General features: G+C 67.8%; 11 protein-coding genes and 1 pseudogene. 10 read left to right on the forward strand and 2 right to left on the reverse strand.

What is annotated here, in order from left to right:
• The first annotated feature begins 20 nt into the window (after positions 1 to 20).
• The 7 genes from F1D05_RS34300 (at position 21) to F1D05_RS34335 (ending at position 9,080) form a co-directional block, all read left to right on the forward strand.
• The gene (locus F1D05_RS34300; protein WP_206685956.1) at positions 21 to 860 is read left to right on the forward strand and encodes an ABC transporter permease; all 840 of its coding nucleotides are present in this window, start codon (positions 21 to 23) and stop codon (positions 858 to 860) included.
• The gene (locus tag F1D05_RS34305) at positions 857 to 1,762 is read left to right on the forward strand and encodes an ABC transporter permease (RefSeq protein ID WP_185444449.1); all 906 of its coding nucleotides are present in this window, start codon (positions 857 to 859) and stop codon (positions 1,760 to 1,762) included. Before F1D05_RS34300 ends, F1D05_RS34305 begins: the two co-directional genes overlap by 4 nt.
• Positions 1,759 to 2,973 carry a D-mannonate dehydratase ManD gene (manD, locus tag F1D05_RS34310; RefSeq protein WP_185444450.1) on the forward strand — a complete coding sequence of 405 codons (1,215 nt, stop codon included), beginning with the start codon at positions 1,759 to 1,761 and terminating at the stop codon, positions 2,971 to 2,973. The genes F1D05_RS34305 and manD overlap by 4 nt, the downstream gene beginning before the upstream one ends.
• Positions 2,967 to 3,962: a sugar kinase gene (locus tag F1D05_RS34315; protein WP_185444451.1), complete on the forward strand. Its 996-nt coding sequence runs from the start codon at positions 2,967 to 2,969 to the stop codon at positions 3,960 to 3,962. Before manD ends, F1D05_RS34315 begins: the two co-directional genes overlap by 7 nt.
• Positions 3,963 to 4,096: 134 nt before the next feature.
• Positions 4,097 to 5,674 (forward strand): mannitol dehydrogenase family protein, encoded by a 1,578-nt coding sequence (locus F1D05_RS41485; RefSeq protein ID WP_246486197.1) that lies wholly within the window; start codon positions 4,097 to 4,099, stop codon positions 5,672 to 5,674.
• A 171-nt stretch (positions 5,675 to 5,845) separates the two neighbouring features.
• A complete protein-coding gene (locus tag F1D05_RS34330; RefSeq protein ID WP_185444452.1) occupies positions 5,846 to 7,429 on the forward strand; it encodes a right-handed parallel beta-helix repeat-containing protein in 1,584 nt (527 codons plus the stop codon).
• 610 nt (positions 7,430 to 8,039) lie between these two features.
• On the forward strand, positions 8,040 to 9,080 hold the full coding sequence (locus F1D05_RS34335; protein ID WP_246486198.1) for a glycosyltransferase: 1,041 nt from the start codon (positions 8,040 to 8,042) through the stop codon (positions 9,078 to 9,080).
• A 113-nt stretch (positions 9,081 to 9,193) separates the two neighbouring features.
• On the opposite strand, the gene nadA is transcribed toward F1D05_RS34335, so the two are convergent.
• Positions 9,194 to 10,375, reverse strand: coding sequence for a quinolinate synthase NadA (gene nadA / locus F1D05_RS34340; RefSeq protein WP_219732978.1), 1,182 nt, complete (start codon positions 10,373 to 10,375; stop codon positions 9,194 to 9,196).
• A gap of 131 nt (positions 10,376 to 10,506) precedes the next feature.
• Here nadA and F1D05_RS34345 point away from each other — a divergent pair, with 131 nt between their 5' ends.
• On the forward strand, positions 10,507 to 11,730 hold the full coding sequence (locus F1D05_RS34345) for an NAD(P)/FAD-dependent oxidoreductase (protein ID WP_185444454.1): 1,224 nt from the start codon (positions 10,507 to 10,509) through the stop codon (positions 11,728 to 11,730).
• On the opposite strand, the gene F1D05_RS34350 is transcribed toward F1D05_RS34345, so the two are convergent.
• Entirely contained in the window at positions 11,714 to 12,202 is a 489-nt protein-coding gene (locus F1D05_RS34350; protein WP_246486199.1) for an NUDIX domain-containing protein, read from the reverse strand. The genes F1D05_RS34345 and F1D05_RS34350 overlap by 17 nt on opposite strands.
• Before the next feature lie 170 nt (positions 12,203 to 12,372).
• Here F1D05_RS34350 and F1D05_RS34355 point away from each other — a divergent pair.
• Positions 12,373 to 13,468 (forward strand): annotated as a pseudogene (locus F1D05_RS34355) (glycerate kinase family protein).
• Between the two features lie 156 nt (positions 13,469 to 13,624).
• The gene (locus F1D05_RS34360) at positions 13,625 to 13,993 is read left to right on the forward strand and encodes a HesB/IscA family protein (RefSeq protein WP_185444455.1); all 369 of its coding nucleotides are present in this window, start codon (positions 13,625 to 13,627) and stop codon (positions 13,991 to 13,993) included.
• Positions 13,994 to 14,066: the final 73 nt, after the last annotated feature.

Raw genomic sequence — 14,066 nt, forward strand, 5'->3', positions numbered from 1 at the left:
ATCGGCTGGCCGAGCGTGGCGTGGATCGACGACTGTGGTTGTTGCTACCAGCAACGGTGTTTGTGCTGGTGCTGTTCATTTACCCGTTCGTCTACGGGCTCAGCCTGTCGTTCCAGCCGATGAACGGTGGTGGCGTGTTCGCCAACTACCAGAAGTTCTTCAGCGACGCCTACCAGCGCGACACGATCGTCACCACTCTCAGGATCGCGTTGCCGGCGGCACTGCTGAACGTGCTGGCGGCTGTCCCGATCGCGTTCCGGATGCGGGGCAGGTTCCGCGGCAAGCGGCTGATGACGACGGTGCTGGTCATCCCGATCACCCTCGGCACGGTCCTCACCGCCCAGGGCCTGCTCAACTTCCTCGGCCCGACCGGCTGGTTCAACCGGGTTCTGATGGGCATCGGCCTGGCCGATGATCCGATCCGGTTGACGAACAACTACTGGGGCGTGTTCTTCTCGCTCATCATCACCGGCTTTCCGTTCGCGTTCCTGCTGGTGCTGTCCTACCTGAGCGGCATCGACCCGACTCTCGAGCGAGCGGCTGCCACCCTCGGTGCCTCCCGTTCACAGCGGTTCCGCCGGATCACGCTGCCGCTCCTCGCCCCAGGACTGGCGACCACCTTCCTGCTGACGTTCGTGCTGGCCTTCTCGGTCTTCCCGTCGGCCGTTCTGGTCGGCAACCCGGCCGGTTCCACCCGGGTGATCTCGCTCGCCGCCTACCAGGCCGCCTACGAGCAGTACGACTACGCCTACGCCTCGGCGATCGCCATGATCATGGGAGCGGTCGAGCTCGTCGTCGTCGCGGTAGTGCTGGTCTGGCGGTCGCGGCTCTACACCGGATCCACCGGAGGCAAAGGATGAGCGCCAATACGTCGAGCGCCGCAGTGCGCACGGGCAGGCCGGCCGGCGGCCCACCTGCAGCTACAGGAGTACGCCGGGTTCTGCGGGCGACCCCGACTGCCTGGGTGATCTGGGCCGTGGTTTTGTTCTTCTTCGTCAATCTGGCCGGTGTGGTCGGGTCGGTGCTGGTCAGCTCGTTCGGCCGGCGCTGGTTCGACACCTGGCTGCCGACGGGATTCACCACCCAGTGGTACGGCGAGGCCTGGCACGAGTTCGGTCTGCTGCACGTGATCACGGTGACGCTGATCGCGTCGGCGCTCGTGGTGGTCCTGTCGGTGCTGGTCGGTGCGCCCGCCGCCTACGTGCTGGCCAGACAGAACTTCCCCGGCAAGCGGCTGGTGTACCTCACCTTCCTGCTGCCGATCCTGATGCCGCCGATCACCTACGGGATCCCGCTGGCCACGGTGCTCTACAAGTTCGGCTTCGCCGGGCACCTGTCCGGCGTCGTCCTGGCGAACCTGGTCCCGTCGGTGCCGTTCGTGATCCTGACGATGACACCATTCATCGAGCAGGTGGATCCGCGGATCGAGAGTGCCGCCCGAATGCTCGGTGCCGGTACCAGAGCGGTGTTCCTCAAGATCCTGGCGCCGCTACTGGTTCCGGGTCTGCTCGCCTCCGCGATCCTCGTCCTGGTTCGCACGGTCGGCATGTTCGAACTCACCTTCCTGACAGCTGGACCCGACTCCCAGACACTTGTCGTGGCGCTGTACTACTCGATGTCCGCCGCGGGAATCCGGGCGCAGCAGTCGGTCGACGCGATGGCCGTGATCTACACGTCGATGATGCTGGTGCTGCTAGTCGTAGCACTCCGGTTCGTCAACCCGACCCAGCTGGTCGCACGGGTCAAGGAGGAACCTGAATGAGGATCACCTCCGCGAAGGTCGTCGTCACCAGTCCGGGGCGCAACTTCGTCACCCTCAAGATCGAGACCGACGAAGGCGTGTACGGGATCGGCGACGCGACCCTGAACGGTCGCGAGCTCGCCGTCGCCGCCTACCTGACCGAGCACGTCGTGCCGCTCTTGATCGGGCGCGACCCGGCCCGGATCGAGGACACCTGGCAGTACCTGTACCAAGGTGCGTACTGGCGGCGCGGACCGGTCACGATGTCGGCGATCGCTGCAGTGGACACGGCTCTGTGGGACATCAAGGGCAAGGTCGCCGGCCTCCCTGTCTACCAGTTGCTCGGTGGGCGCAGTCGCGACGGCGTCACCGTCTACGGGCACGCGAGCGCCGAGACGACCGAGGGGCTGCTGAAGGAAGTCGACCGTTTCGTTGCTCTCGGCTACAAGGCCGTTCGGATCCAGACCGGTGTGCCTGGCCTGCCCTCGACGTACGGCGTGGGTCATGCCGGTACGACCTACGAGCCCGCCAATGCCGAGTTGGCGTTGCCGGAGGAGAACACCTGGTCCACCGAGAAGTACCTGGCGCACGTCCCGTCGGTGTTCGCGCGGGTGCGTGAGGAGTTCGGGCCGACTCTGAGGCTACTGCATGACGTCCATCACCGATTGACTCCGATCGAGGCCGGCCGGCTGGGCAAATCGCTCGAGCCGTACACGCCGTACTGGATCGAGGATCCGGTCCGCGCGGAGTTGCAGGAAGGGTTCCGGTTGATCCGGCAGCACACCACGACGCCGATCGCGGTCGGCGAGGTGTTCAACAGCATCTGGGACTGCCAGCAACTGATCCAGGAGCAGTTGATCGACTTCATCCGTACGACGGTGGTGCACGCCGGTGGGATCACGCATCTGCGCCGGATCTTCGACCTGGCCGCGCTGCACCACGTTCGCAGCGGCTCGCACGGCGCGACCGATCTGTCGCCGGTCTGTCTCTCGGCTGCTCTGCAACTTGACATCTCGATCCCGAACTTCGGCCTGCAGGAGTACATGCCGCACTCGGCCGAGACTGACGCCGTCTTCCCGCACGGATACACCTTCGACAACGGCTACCTGCAGCCGAGTGACGAGCCAGGGCTCGGCGTGGACCTCGACGAAGAAGCCGCTGCCGAGTATCCCTACCGCCCGGCCTACCTGCCGGTGAACCGCTTGGAGGATGGAACGGTGCACTCATGGTGAGCGCGGCGGCAGCGCCGGACGTGGTGGTGATCGGGGAGATCCTGGTCGAGCTGAGTTCCAGAGAGCCACTCGACGCAGGTGTCGCACTCACGTTGAACTTCTCCGGTGACGCGCTCAACGCGGCGGCCGCGTCCGCGGCGGCGGGAGCCCACACGGCGCTGCTTGCCCGGGTGCCTGATGACGAACTCGGCGACCGGCTGCTCGAGCGAGTGATTGCTCTGGGCATCGACACGACGCAGGTGATGCGGGTGAAGGGCCAGCACGGTCTGTATTTGCAACACGCGGATCCGTCCGGGGCCCGCGAGTTCACCTATGTCCGCCGGGGGAGTGCCGGATCGGGGCTCGGCCCAGGCGACGTTCCGCTGGAGTTGGTGGCGAAGGCTGGGGCGGTGCTCGCGAGCGGGATCGCCTGCGCCATCTCGCCGCTCTCAGCCAAGGCGATCCGGGTGGCGGCGGCAACCGCGAGATGTTTCGTGTACGACCCGAACTGGCGCCCTCGGCTGGTGGACGCCAACGGAGCAGCCGATCACCTGCGTGCCCTCGCGCCCTCGACGAGGCTGGTCACGCCGGCCTGGCCTCGGGAAGCGCAGTTGGTGAGCGACTCCCAAGATCCAGTCGCTGTCTGTACCGCGCTCAGGGAGCTCGGGGTGCAGGCGGTCGCGCTGACTCGCGGAGTCGAAGGAGTCCTGCTGGACGATGCTGGGAACCTCGTCGAGATCCCCGCGATCCCGGCGCCTGCGGTGGTGGACCAGACAGGCGCAGGCGATTCCTTCGCCGGCACAGTCACCGCGCGCCTCGCGCTCGGCGACTCCTTGATCGAGGCAGTCCGCCTCGGCGTCGCAGCAGCCTCGCTGTCCGTCAGCGGCCTCGGCGGCACCGGCCACGTGGCAACACTCGAAGAGTCACGGGCCCACGCGGCCCCAGCGCACGTGGCAACACTCGAAGAGTCACGGGCCCACGCGGCCCCAGCGCACGTGGCAACACCTTGAAGAGTCACGGGCCCACGCGGCCCCAGCGCACGTGGCAACACCTTGAAGAGTCACGGGCCCACGCGGCCCCAGCGCACGTGGCAACACCTTGAAGAATCACAGGCCCACGCGGCCCCAGCGGTGGAGGTATGCGGGTGAGTGAGCGGTTGAGTTTGCGGAGTGTGCCGGTGGGGTCTGCGCCGGGGGTGGATCCACGGGAGTTGACCATCGGGATCGTGCACCTCGGGCTCGGGGCGTTCCATCGCGCGCATCAGGCGGTGTTCACCGAACGAGCCGCGACGATCAGCGGCGAGACCCGGTGGGGGATCAGTGGCGTCAGCCAGCGGTCCGCCGCGGTGCGTGAGCAGCTCGCACCGCAGGACGGCCTGTACTCCGTGCTCACACGTGGGCTCGACGCCCCCTCCATCCAGGTGATCGGGAGCATTCGTGAAGTCCTGACGGCACCCGAAGACCCGGCCGCCGTGGTGGCGCGGATCGCCGATCCCGCGGTTGCGGTGGTGACGTTGACCGTTACCGAGAAGGGGTACCGAGCTGTCACGGGAGGCGGGCTCGATCTGACGGACCCCGAGATCCAGGCCGATCTTGCGGGCAGACCGCCGAGGACTGTTGTCGGGCAGCTGGCCGCGGGGCTGGTTCGACGCGCGGAGAGTGGCGCCGGCCCGTTGACGATCCTGTCCTGCGACAACCTGGTTGCCAACGGCCCCTTCCTGCGCCGCCTGATGCAGGACTACACAGCCGCCCTCGCAGCAGGCCCTGCCGCCGGGGGCGGCTCGTCCGCCGGGACGGGGTCTGCCGCCGGAACGAGGTCTGCCGCCGGAACGGGGTCTGCCGACGGGGCGGGGTCGGCCGGGCGAGTAGGAGAGGACATCGGTGGTCGGGGGAGTAGGGCGAGTGAGTTGCTTGCGGAGCAGTTGGAGCTGACTCGGTTTCCGGCGAGCATGGTGGATCGGATCGTTCCGGCAACCACTGACGCCGACCGGGACGATGCCGCACGACTGCTTGGCGTGCGGGATGAGGCGCTTGCTGTCGCGGAGCCGTTCCTTCAATGGGTGATCGAGGACGACTTCGCCGGTGCGCGGCCAGCTTGGGAGCAGGCGGGGGCGGTGCTCACCGATGACGTCGCGCCCTGGGAGCAGGCAAAGCTACGGATGCTGAACGCGACCCACTCGATGCTCGCCTACCTGGGCGGCCTGCGCGGGTACGAGACGATCGCCGAGGCGGTCCGCGATGCGGAGCTCGCCGAGCTTGCGGGCGAGTTGATGACGCACGACGTGGTGCCCACCTTGTCCCCGCCCGAGGGGCTCGACCTCACGGCGTACGGGACGAGTGTGCTGGAGCGATTCGCGAATCCCGCGTTGAAGCATCGGACCGCGCAGGTCGCGATGGACGGTTCGGTCAAACTCCCGGTCCGGCTGCTCGGGACCGTGCGCGATCGCCTGGAGGCCGGAGCCGAGCCGCGGTTCGCTTCGCTCGCGGTCGCGGGCTGGATGGTCTATGTCGCCACCGGCAAGGATGCCAACGGGCGTGAGCTCGCGCTCGACGATCCGCAGGCTCCTCGACTACGGGATGCGGTTGCGCAAGCTGATCCGGGACCAGCCGGTCTGGTCGACGCGATGCTGGCTGTCGAGACGGTGTTCGACGGAGAACTTGCCGCGGACAAGGTCTTCCGGTCGTTGCTGGTCGAGGGAGTGACGAGCCTGCAGAGCCGCTGACGGATTTGCACCTTCCTGCAACGACAAGCCCTGTGCGTCCGGCCAGTACCCGACCTAGCCTCGGGTCTACGAGGCCGGTCCGGGGACCCGGCCACCATGCCAAACGGTCAGGTCGCTGACCGCGGTGTCAGGGCCGGACTTCCGGCCGTGGAGTCAAGCAGGGGACTATTCATGCAGGTCCGAAAGCAGCGGCGTCTGCTGGCGTTCGCGATCTCGACCGCGCTCGCCTTGCCGGTCGCAGCCGCCGTCACCGCGACGACCGCACAAGCAGTCGACTGCGTCGGCGTCTCGATCCCGCTCACTGGAAACATCCAGACGACCATCAACGCGAACCCGGCCGGTACGACGTACTGCCTCGCGGCCGGCGTCTACAAGCTGTCGAGCCCGATCAGTCTCAAGACCGGCGACACGTTGTGGGGAGTTGGGCCGTCCCCGACCACCGGGACGATGCTTTCCGGCGCCCAGGTGATGACCGGCTGGGTCGCTTCCGGCTCCAACTGGTACGTCAACGGCGTGCTGCCGCCGGACTATGGATCGAACACGACCGGGATCCAGTGCGAGGACAACGTCCTGAACCAGTGCTGGCGCAAGGAAGACATCTTCCGTGGCAGCAGCACCCAGCTCGTCCGGGTCGGCAGCATCGCCGATCTCGCGCCCGGCAAGTTCTATGCCGACTACGCGGCGAACCGTGTTTACGTTCGCGACAACCCGACGACCACGACCATGCAGATCAGCAGGGCGTCGAGCGCGATCGCTTCCGGTACTACGACCGACGTGACCGTTCGCGGTCTGGGCGTTCGGTACTTCGCCAACCAGAGCCAGTCCGGCGCGGTGCAGCTCGGGACGCGGTGGAACGTGTTCAGCGTCTCGATCGCCTACAACCACGCGGCCGGGTTCAAGTTCGAGCAGGGTGACGGCGCATCGCTGTCTGCCTCGGGCGTCTCGTACAACGGCCAGCTCGGCGGTGCGGTCTACCGGGCGACGAACTTCAGCGTCACGGATGTCGAGGTGCATCACAACAACCCGCAGGCGAACTACCAGGTGTACGACTGGGAGTCCGGCGGGATCAAGGTGAGCACGCATTCGACCGGTGTGCTCGACACGGTCACCACCCACGACAACCTCGGGGTGGGCCTGTGGGCGGACAGCTACGCGGGCAGCAGTGCTACGACCAGTGGGCTGGAGATGCGCGACTCGGCGATCACCAACAACTCCGCGGACGGGATCCGGTTCGAGATCAGCTCGAACGGCTATATCCACGGCAGCACCATCACAGGCAACGGTTGCGACCTGCTCGGCCGCCGCGGTGCCGGCGTGGGCGGACTGTTCGACGGTGCGGGCATCGACGTGAACACCGCCAACACCGTTGAGATCACCGGGAACACGGTGTCGGGGAACTTCAACGCGATCGGCGGACAGCACCGCAAGGACCGCACCCTGGAAGACAACGTGACTCCGATCTACCTCACCGGGCTGAACGTGCACGACAACACGGTGACGAGCACCCGCTGCGCCAACGGCTACGGGCTCGGTCTGACCGGCGTGGTGACGAACGACAAGGCGGGGCATCCGCAGACCTACACCACGGACAACAACAGGTTCGTCAGCAACGACTACAAGATCCCGGCGGCTGACGGCGGGTTGACCGCGGTCCGCTACTCGTGGGCCGGCAGCAACTCGCACAAGTGGGCGACGTGGACCAGCCCGACCGGCGACAACCAGGACGCGGGCGGGACGGCGGTCGCCATCCCCTGACGGCCAACGACCCGCTCCTACGAACGCCGTGCCGCTCCTCTGCGGTGCGGCGTTCGCCTTTCCGGGTACGGCGTCGCCCCGTTCTGGGTACGGCGTCGCCCCGTTCTGGGTACGGCGTCGCCCCGTTCTGGGTACGGCGTCGCCCCGTTCTGGGTACGGCGTCGCCCCGTTCTGGGTACGGCGTCGCCCCGTTCTGGGTACGGCGTCGCCCCGTTCGGGATACGGCGTTCGACCGCTTTGTGCGGCGTTCGCCTGCTGAAGCGGCAACGATGCCAGGTGAGGGCGGAGGTTGTGATCGGTGTGTAGTTGTCCTGGCACACCTAGTGACGACCCGCCGACGGAACGGTTGTCGTCCTAGGCAAGGAGTGTCGACCTGTCCTACCCTCGAAGTTCGACGTCCGTTCAAGTTTCGGCCGGCGGGGGACGACCTGGGGGGTCAGGTATGAGGGGTTCCAGTGTGACGACGATCGGTTCTCTCGCCGGGTTCACCGGGCCGGCGATCGGATGAAGATCCTGATCAGCGCCATCAGGTGCAGCCCGGGCGATCGCCGCGAGGCGGGAGCGACGTGGGCCTGGTGCAAGGCGGCCCGCGCGCGATCACGAGGTCTGGTTGGTCACCCGAGGCGATTCGGCGGAGCTGATCCGTAAGGAATTGACGGCTCGGCCGGTGGCCGGGCTGACCGTGGTACCGCTGGATCTGCCGTGGCGGCGTGACTATTGGTGGTCGGACTCACTCTGGTTCCGGCACGCGGCTCGCAGAGTCCAGCGTTTGCATGACGAGCATGACTTCGCGGTGATTCATCACCTGACGGTCGGCGCGCGGGGCGTTCCTTCCAGTACTGCGACGAAGGGCCCGGTCCGGATGATCTGGGGGCCGGTCAGTTTGCCGACCCCGATTCCGTTGAGCCTGACGCATTGGCTGGGGGCGGGTGGTCTGACCGCTGAGCTCGGTCGTCGGTTCGGTGCGGGCGTGACCCGGCGGATCTTCGGCCGGCGGGCTGCCAGGCAAGCCGATCTGGTGGTTGCCCAAGACAACGATGTGGCGTCCAGGATCGATCGCCGGGTGGTTGTCGAGCCGGTCGCGGCGATCCGGCCAGTGACGGGTGGCGGCGGACCAGGCGACGGATTCGGGGCCGTGGGCACCAGTACTGCGGTGTTCGCCGGCCGGCTGGTTCCGGACAAGGGGCTGTTGCTCGCGATCAATGCGCTCGCCCGTCCGACCGCGTCGAGGTGGGAGCTGCGAGTGATGGGGGACGGGCCGGACTGGCGACGAGCTGAGCGCCTGGCCGAGAATCTCGGCGTACGGGATCGGATTGAGTTCAGGGGCGATGTACCGCGGGCGCAGGTGTTGTCGTCGTTGCTGCGAGCCGATGCGTTGCTGGCGCCGTGGTTGCGGGCGCCTGCGGCGTGGACGATCGCGGAGGCTCTAGCGCGTGGATGCCCGGTGGTCTGCCTGGATCGCGGCGCACCGGCCGCGCTGGTCGGCCCGGGCGAAGGCGCTGTCGTCCCCTGGCGAGGCGACGTCGTCGGCGCTCTAGCCGATGCCCTAGGCAACATCACGAGCCGGATCGAGCCGGTCACCCGCTGGGCACCGGACCGCCTCCCAGCCATCCTGGCGGACTGGTACTCCACCCAACCAGCCAGAAGCTAGCCCGGAGCCAGCCGAGCCGCCAGAAGCTAGCCGAGCCGCCCGGAGCCGGCCGCGCCGGTCGAAGTTAGCTCCGGCCGGCGCGGAGCCAGCCGAAGCCCGCCAGAAGTCAGAGGTCAGTCGCGGGCTGAGCGGCCGGGGAGGGCGAGCATGCGGTCCAGGGCGATCTTGGCGTACTTCTCGGTGTCGGGGTCGACCTTGATCGGATTCACCACCGTGCCGGCGACCAGGTTCTCCAGGACCCAGACGAAGTGCGGGAGATCGATCCGGTTCATCGTCGCGCAGTAGCAGACCGTCTTGTCCAGGAAGAGGATGTTCTTGTCGGTGTGCAGTTTCGCCATCCGCTGCACCAGGTTCAGCTCGGTGCCGACGGCCCACGTCGTACCGGGCTCGGCTTCGTCGAGGGTCTTGATGATGTACTCCGTCGAGCCGACCAGATCGGCCTTGGTGACGACCTCGTGCTGGCACTCGGGGTGCACGATCACCTTGACCTCGGGCACCCGCGCGCGGACGTCGTCGACCGACGCCGCCGTGAACCGGCCGTGCACCGAGCAGTGCCCGCGCCACAGGATCATCTTCGCCGCGGCCAGCTGCTCGCGAGTCAGCCCACCGCCCGGCTTGTGCGGGTCGTAGACCACACACTCGTCCAGGCTGATGCCCATCTTCAGTACGGCGGTGTTGCGGCCGAGGTGCTGGTCGGGAAGGAAGAGCACCTTCTCGCCCTGCTGGAAGGCCCAGTCGAGCGCGACGTCGGCGTTGCTCGAAGTACAGACCGCTCCGCCGTTGCGGCCGCAGAACGCCTTGATGTCGGCGCTCGAGTTCATATAGGTGACGGGCACGGTCACATCGGCGATGCCGGCGTCGGCGAGCGCGTCCCAGGCCGCCTCGACCTGCTGGATCCGGGCCATGTCGGCCATCGAGCAGCCGGCGGCGAGGTCGGGCAGGATGACCGTCTGGTTCGCGTTGGTGAGGATGTCCGCGGACTCGGCCATGAAGTGCACACCGCAGAACACGATGTACGGCGCGTCGGGCCGGGCCGCCGCGTCGCGGGCCAGCTTGAACGAGTCACCCGTGACATCGGCGAACTGGATCACCTCGTCGCGCTGGTAGTGGTGACCGAGCACGAACACCTGGTCACCGAGCGCGGCCTTGGCCTTCAGCGCACGCTCGACCAGATTGGGGTCGGAAGCGGGCGGAAGCGCACCCGGGCACTCGACTCCGCGCTCCGAGTGGGGGTCTGTGTCGCGGCCCAGGAACAGCAAGGGAAGGGACTTCGAACCAGTTGCGATGGTCGTCACGTCAACCATCGTGCCACGCCTGAGGCCCCGGACCGCGTGGTGCACGTCACTGCCCAGAATGCGAAATTACCGCCGCTTCTCCCACTCGCTTCCGCAGGACCGAACCCGACCCTTCGTGCAAGCATCGACAGATGACTGACGTGGTGGTCGTCGGAGCCGGACTGGCAGGGCTCAACTGCGCCGTCGCGCTGGAGGCGAAGGGGCTGTCGGTGACGGTCCTGGAGGCCTCGGACGCGGTCGGCGGACGGGTGCGAACGGACCTGGTCGACGGATTCCGCTGCGATCGCGGATTCCAGCTCCTCAACCCGGGTTATCCGGCCGTCCAGCGGTACGTCGACGTCGCCGCACTCGACCTCCAGCCTTTTGCCGCCGGAGTCGCGGTCGCCGGACACGGCCGTACCGCGGTGGTCGCCGACCCCAGACGCAACCCGGAGCTGATCGGCCGCTCGCTGCTGAGCGGCTACGTCCGTCCGGCCGAGCTCGCCAGACTCGCGGCCTGGGCCCGTCCCGGACTAGGTTCGGTACGCCGTCTGCTCGACCGACCCGACGAATCCCTGGCTGACTCGCTCGATGCGGCCGGCGTCAACGGCCGCCTCCGTACGGAGATCCTCGAACCCTTCCTCGCCGGCGTACTGGCTTCCAATGACGGCTCGACCTCCGCCGCTTTCGTCCGCCTCCTGCTCCGTGCCTTCCTCCTCGGTACGCCGAGCCTCCCGGCCGCCGGGATGACCGCGTTGCCGGAGCAACTCGCAGCCCGCCTGCACGAACCGGTACGACTGGGAGTGCCCGCGATCTCGGTCGGTGCCGGACCATCGGTCCAGACGTCGGACCTCAAGCTGGAAGCCAGAGCCGTGGTGGTCGCCACCGATCCGGCGGCGGAACTCGTGCCGTTGAGGAGACCGCGGATGAAGGGCCTCAGTACCTATTGGTTCGCCACAGACGAGGCACCGCGATCCGACAAGCTGCTGGTCGTCGCCGGCAACCAGGACGGCCCGATCGTGAACACGACGGTCATCTCGAACGCGGCACCGACGTACGCGCCGCCCGGACGGCATCTGGTGCAAGCCACGACGCTCTGGCCAACGGATGCGGTCGAGAGCGAAGTACGGATCCAGCTGAGCCGTCTATATGGCCAGTCAGCAGGCGCCTGGGATCTGGTCGTGAGGCACGACATACCGGCAGCACTGCCTGAGCAGCCGGCCCCACTGGCCGCACGCCAACCTGTAGACCTAGGCAACGGCCTGTTCGTGGCCGGCGACCACCGCGACACAGCCTCGATCCAGGGCGCCCTGGTCTCAGGCCGCCGGGCTGCCAACGCAGTGGCACGCCACCTTGGACTTACCGCGGCTCGTTGAAGTACGGCCGATCTGTTCCAAAGGCGGTCGGAAGCAGCGGCACGTGGTTCGCGATCAGGGTGAGCTCAGCGGCCTCCGCAGCGGTGAACCAGCCGACCTCGGTGACCTCGCCCGACAGGCCCGCCGTGCCTTCGACCTGTTCGCCGCGAAACAGAATCCCGACGATCTGAGCCCGATTGCCATCCGGATACGCCACGACCACGTCCGGATTCGAGTACACGCCAAGCAACTCTGTCGCCCGTACGACAAGGCCCGTCTCCTCAAGCACCTCTCGCTCAGCGGTCTCGGCGGGCCGCTCGCCCGCATCCATCCCGCCACCCGGTAGGCACCATTCCCCGTTGTCGCTACGTCTCGTCAGCAACAGCCGATCACCGTCCAGTACGGCGGCGGTCGCTCCGACCCGAAGGACCGCAGTCGCCCCGATCCGCTCGCCGTACTCGTGCGTCGTTTGCCTAGGTGCTGAGTCGGTCACGCGCCCGATAATGCCTCTCGGGGCCGAGGCGATCCACCTGACCGCGGAGTTCTTCCTGTACGGCGAGCGCCTCGGCTGCGGTAGTCGGCCAGTCCACCAGCGCACCGTATCTGTCCGCGAGGTGGTTGGCGCGCGGCGAGGCGCCGGGGGAGTGGGGGAGGATGGGTGCCATGCGTGTGCTGATTGCTCCGGACAAGTTCGCTGGGACGTTGACTGCTGTCGAGGCCGCGGCCGCGATCGAGGAAGGATGGCGCCGGCGGGACCCGGAAGCCGAGGTGCTCACCGCACCGATGGCCGACGGCGGCCCCGGCTTCATAGACGTGCTCTCCGCCGTGGTCGACGGCACACTCCTGTCCGTCACCGTGCACGGACCGCTCGGCGACGAGGTCCCGGCGACCGTCCTGGTCGCGGGCGAGACGGCGTACGTCGAGACCGCGCAGGCGTGCGGGTTGCACCTGGTCGAGCCGAAGGAGCGGCGACCGGAAGACGGTACGACGTACGGCGTAGGCCAGCTGATCGCGGCGGCCATCGACGCCGGAGCGAAGCGGATCATCCTCGGCCTCGGCGGCTCGGGGACGAACGACGCGGGAGCGGGCCTGCTCGCGGCGCTCGGGGCCACGGCGGCCCGGCGGAGATCTCGCCAAGGGCGCGGCCGGGCTGGCCGAGTTGAGCGGCGTGGATCTGGAGCCGGCGCGGACCCGGACCGCCGGGATCGAGTTCGTGGCGGCGAGCGACGTGGAGAACCCGATGCTCGGGCTGCGCGGCGCGACCAACATCTTCGGCACCCAGAAGGGCATCGCCGACGAGCGGAAGCCGGCGGTGGACGGCTGGCTGACCAAGTTCGCCGAGCTGGCCGACCGCAAGACCGCCGACGCGAAAGGCGCTGGGGCCGCGGGCGGTCTTGGCTACGCACTGTTACTGCTCGGTGCCGAGCGGGTGTCCGGGATCGACCTGGTCGCGGAGCTGACCGGGCTGCGGGAGAAGGCGAGCCGCGTGGACCTGGTGATCTCGGGAGAGGGAGCGTTCGACTTCCAGTCCAGGGACGGCAAAGTGATCGCAGGAGTGGCGAAGGTGGCCAACGAGGCGATGCGGCCGTGCGTAGTACTGGCAGGCAAGGTGCAGATCGGCGCGCGGGAGATGCGCACGATGGGCGTCGAGTCGGCGTACTCGCTGGTCGACGCGGTCGGCGAGGAGCGCGCGTTCGCCGATCCGCACGGGTCACTGGCCGCCGTGGCGGAGCGGGTCGCCAAGACCTGGGCCCGCTGAGTCCACGCAGGCGACGGGTAGTTGATCCTGCGAACTGGTGTGCGACCATGGGAATGGTTCCGGGACGGCGGTTGTTGGCCCGGAAGACGGCGGAACTTCCGCGCGCGGCGCGCTGCCCAAAGCAGCCGGGCGCTCAAGAGATGACTGGAGTCAGGAATGACTGAAGCGCAGACCGAGCAGGCTGCTGATGTGACCACGGCCAGCGGCATCCTGCTGAGCGACGGTGCGGCGGCCAAGGTGAAGGCGCTGCTGGACCAGGAAGGTCGCGACGATCTCGCCCTGCGGGTCGCCGTGCAGCCGGGCGGTTGCTCCGGCCTGCGGTACCAGCTGTTCTTCGACGAGCGTCAGCTCGACGGGGACGTGGTGACCGACTTCGGCGGCGTCAGCGTGGTGACGGACCGGATGAGCGCTCCGTACCTCAAGGGCGCCTCGATCGACTTCGTGGACACGATCGAGAAGCAGGGCTTCACGATCGACAACCCGAACGCGACCGGCTCCTGCGCCTGCGGCGACTCGTTCAACTGAGCCTGTAAAGGAAGCCCCGCTCACCATCGGGTGAGCGGGGCTTCTGCCTGTCCGGAACAACTTTCAAATGCTT

The sequence above is a fragment of the Kribbella qitaiheensis genome (assembly GCF_014217565.1).
GTDB classification, from domain to species: Bacteria; Actinomycetota; Actinomycetes; order Propionibacteriales; family Kribbellaceae; genus Kribbella; species Kribbella qitaiheensis_A.